The organism is uncultured Allobosea sp., from assembly GCF_945956895.1.
GTDB lineage: Bacteria > Pseudomonadota > Alphaproteobacteria > Rhizobiales > Beijerinckiaceae > Allobosea.
This window is the reverse complement of the sequence record NZ_CAMFJF010000141.1, coordinates 1-3768: the sequence shown is the minus strand read 5'-3', so window position 1 is coordinate 3768 and position 3768 is coordinate 1. Positions and strand designations below refer to the sequence as shown.

Sequence of the window (3768 nt, the reverse complement as noted above, 5' to 3'; positions counted from 1 at the left end):
GCTTCGTCGCTTCGCTCCTCGCAATGACGGCCTGACGGTTCGATCAGGTCGGCCGTCCGGGCTCTACTTCAACGACAGGGCAACCGAACCGGCGATCGGATCAGTGACACCAAGCCCGCCGCCGAGATCATCGAGCGTGTGGCGGAAACTGTTGAGCGTGGCGATCATCTGCGGACGGGCCGCCGCCATCGCCTCGAAGCTCTCCCATTCGGCGATGATGCAGTAGCGCCCCTCGCCGGCCGCGATGATGTTGGCGTGTCGCAAGCCCGGCCAATCATCGACGACATTGCGATGAGCGTCGAGAAAAGCGGTCTCCATCCCCGGTTTGACCTTGAAACGAACGGCATTGAATGCGGTCATGGCGGCCTCCAGCGTTCGGAGCGCTGACCTTACGGCAATTCGGCTTTTTTGTCCTTGGCACGATCGCGTCCCGATGAACCCGGGTCGCCTCGGATCGTTGCGAAAGGGTAGCGTTCTAGAAGCAGAATACCCACCCAAACCAGAACGGGAGGCAGCACCATGGCGATCAACAGAACCGGCTCGGCCCATTGGGAGGGCGGCATCAAGGACGGCAAGGGCACGATCTCGACCGAGACCAAGGCGCTCGACACTTATCCTTACGGCTTCTCCAGCCGCTTCGAGGGCAAGCCCGGCAGCAATCCCGAGGAACTGATCGGGGCAGCCCATGCGTCCTGCTTCACCATGGCGCTCTCGCTGATCCTGGGCGAGGCCGGCCTCAAGGCCGACGCACTTGACACCACGGCGCGCGTGACGCTCGACAAGCTCGACGACGGCTACGCGATCACCGCGATCCACCTGACGCTCAGGGGCAAGGTGCCCGGCGCCGACCAGGCGACCTTCGAGGCGCTGGCCGACAAGGCCAAGGCCGGCTGCCCGGTCTCGAAGCTGTTCAAGGCGCCGATCACGCTGGAAGCGACGCTGGTCGGCTGAAGTCCGGGTGCGCTGCTGCCGTCATTGCGAGGAGCGACAGCGACGAAGCAATCCAGGGGCGGCCGGGCTGAACCGTTCAACCCAGTCTCCTGGATTGCTTCGCTGCGCTCGCAATGACGATTTAGGCGAAATGGCAGGAGACGCGGACGTCGCCCAGTTGCCGCAGCTCCGGCCTCTCGACGCGGCAGCGATCGGCGGCCTGCGCGCAGCGCGGGTTGAAGGTGCAGCCGGCCGGCGGGTTGATCGGGCTCGGCACCTCGCCGGACATTGGCCGGCGGGCCCGGTTCGGCCGTTCGACATCGGGAATCGTGTCGAGCAGCAGGCGGGTATAGGGGTGCTGCGGCTGGGTGAAGACCTGCTCGGCCGGGCCCGCCTCGACGAAGCGGCCGAGATACATGATCGCGAGATCGTCCGACATGTGCCGGACGACCGAGAGGTTGTGGCTGATGAAGAGATAGGTCAGCCCGAATTCCTTCTGCAGCCGGACCATCAGGTTGAGGATCTGCGCCTGCACGGAGACGTCGAGCGCCGAGGTCGGTTCGTCGCAGACGAGAAAATCGGCCTCGGTCGCGAGCGCACGCGCGATCGAGATGCGTTGGCGCTGGCCGCCGGAGAAGGCGTGCGGATAGCGGCTGGCATCGGTGCGCGAGAGGCCGACCGTCTCCAGCAGATCGCCGACGCGCTGCTGGACCGCCGCCTCGTCCGACCTGAGCTTCAGCTCGCGGATCGGCTCGGCGATGATGTCGCCGACGCGCCAGCGCGGGTTGAGCGAGGCATAGGGGTCCTGGAAGATCATCTGCACGCGCGGCGGGCCGATCGTGCCGTCGGCGCGGCGGATGTCGCGGAAGCTGAGCTTGCCCTCGGTCGGCCGCTGCAGACCGACGACCATGCGGGCGAGCGTCGATTTTCCGCAACCGGATTCGCCGACGATGCTGAAGGTGGTGCCGCGCTTCACCGTGAACGAGACGTTCTCGACCGCGCGCAGGATGCGCCGCGGCTCGTGCGAAAACAGGCGCGAGAGCGCCGGCGCCGAGACGTCGAAGCGGCAGCAGGCCGCAGCGACATCGAGGATGATGTCGTCGCCAGGGGCCGTCTCGATCATGACCGGCTGCGGCATGGCCTGATCCTGCGTGAGCGTCGTCACGTTATCACGCATGGGCCGCCTCCTTCAGGGGGAAATGGCAGGCTGCAGCGTGCCCGGAGAGGGGCAAGCCGGGCTTGTTCTCGCGGCAGAATGCTTCGGCCCGGCCGCAGCGCGGGTTGAAGGCGCAGCCCGGCGGGATCGCGTTGAGGCGCGGCATGGCGCCGTCGATCTGGTTGAGATGCTCGTGGCGGACATGGACGCTCGGGATCGAGGCCATCAGGCCGGCGGTGTAGGGATGGCTCGGCCGGCGCGTGACCTCCTCGACGGGGCCGATCTCGACGATGCGGCCGGCATACATCACCGCGACCCGGTCGGCGGTCTCGGCGATGACGCCCATATCGTGGGTGACCAGCATGATCGCCGTGCCATGCTCGCGGCAAAGCCGCTTCAGCAAGGTGGTGATCTGCGCCTGGATGGAGACGTCGAGCGCGGTCGTCGGCTCGTCGGCGATGATCAGCGAGGGCTCGGCGCAGAGCGCGAGCGCGATGACGACGCGCTGGCGCATGCCGCCGGAGAACTGGTGCGGGAAATGGTCGATCCGCGTCTCGGCGGCGGGGATGCCGACCTCCTTGAGCAGGTCGAGCGCACGCTTGCGCGCCTCCGCCCGGCTGACCGGCAGATGGGTCAGGATGGTCTCGACAAGCTGGTCGCCGACCTTGAGCAGCGGGTGCAGCGAGGTCAGCGGGTCCTGGAAGATCGCGCCGATGCGCCGGCCGCGCAGCCTGCGCATCTGCTCGGCCGGCAGGTTGTCGATGCGCTGGCCGGCGAGATGGATCTCGCCGCCGGCGATCCGGCCCGGCGGCTCGAGCAGGCCGATCACCGCCGTACCGGTCAGGGACTTGCCCGCCCCGGACTCGCCGACCATGCCGAGGATTTCCCCCGGCGCGATGTCGAAGGAAACACCGTCCAGCGCGGTCAACGGGCCGTGGCGGCCATCGAAGACGATGCGCAGGTCGCGGACGGACAGGAGAGGCTGGGCGGCGGATGCGGTCATGCAGAGGCCTCGCTGCGTTCGATCGCGTAGCTCGACGAGAAGATCTCGCTCATCGGCGGGTGGCCGAGCGTGCGCTCGGGATAGCGCGCCATCACGCCCTCGAACTGCTTCTGGGCGCGGGCGTTGTCGGCGGCCTCGTCCTGGCCGGGGATCGCCCGGCTCTCCATGACGAAGCGGCCGTCGATCACCACGGTCGCGAAATCACGGCCATGGCCGGTCAGCATCATCGTCTGGATGGGGTCGATGACCTGCCCGCTATGGGGCCGGTCGAATTCGAAGACGGTGATGTCGGCGCGAGAGCCCGGCTGGAGGCGGCCGAGATCGGGCCGCTGCAACGCATCCGCGCCGCCGATGGTCGCGGCGTCGTAATAATCCTCGGAGCGCACCGCGCCGACATTGCCGGCCATGGTGCGGGAGAGGATCATGCCGGTCTGCATGTTCAGCACCATGTCCGGCGGCGCGGTATCCGTGCCCATGGCGATGTTCAGGCCCATGGCGCGGTAGCTGCCGAAATGATTAATGCTGTTACCGTGCCGGCCGGAGACCAGCGGGCAATGCACGATGCTGGCGCCGGAATCGCGGATGATCTCGAGATCGCGGCCGGGGCGGTCGATCAGGCGGCTTCCGGAGACGACGGTGCCATGCGGCAGCAGGCAGCGCTCGTTGAGGAAGCCGAGGC

5 protein-coding genes are annotated in these 3768 nt (G+C 67.5%); 1 reads left to right on the top strand and 4 read right to left on the bottom strand.

Annotation, left to right across the window (positions count from 1 at the left end; translation table 11 throughout):
• Positions 1–63: 63 nt before the first annotated feature.
• Positions 64–360, bottom strand: a complete 297-nt coding sequence (locus tag Q0Q02_RS23435; RefSeq protein ID WP_293813192.1) for an antibiotic biosynthesis monooxygenase — start codon at positions 358–360, stop codon at positions 64–66.
• Positions 361–519: 159 nt separating this feature from the next.
• Between Q0Q02_RS23435 and Q0Q02_RS23430 the strand changes: the two genes are divergently transcribed.
• Positions 520–951 carry an OsmC family protein gene (locus Q0Q02_RS23430; protein WP_293813190.1) on the top strand — a complete coding sequence of 144 codons (432 nt, stop codon included), beginning with the start codon at positions 520–522 and terminating at the stop codon, positions 949–951.
• Positions 952–1072: 121 nt separating this feature from the next.
• Here the strand turns inward: Q0Q02_RS23430 and Q0Q02_RS23425 are convergent, their stop codons facing one another.
• The 3 genes from Q0Q02_RS23425 to Q0Q02_RS23415 form a co-directional block, all read right to left on the bottom strand.
• Positions 1073–2053 carry an ABC transporter ATP-binding protein gene (locus Q0Q02_RS23425; RefSeq protein ID WP_293813194.1) on the bottom strand — a complete coding sequence of 327 codons (981 nt, stop codon included), beginning with the start codon at positions 2051–2053 and terminating at the stop codon, positions 1073–1075.
• Between the two features lie 46 nt (positions 2054–2099).
• A complete protein-coding gene (locus tag Q0Q02_RS23420; RefSeq protein WP_293812879.1) occupies positions 2100–3089 on the bottom strand; it encodes an ABC transporter ATP-binding protein in 990 nt (329 codons plus the stop codon).
• Positions 3086–3768, bottom strand: a 683-nt coding sequence (locus Q0Q02_RS23415; RefSeq protein ID WP_293813188.1) for an amidohydrolase family protein, incomplete at its 5' end; no start/stop codon positions are given. The genes Q0Q02_RS23415 and Q0Q02_RS23420, both read right to left, overlap by 4 nt.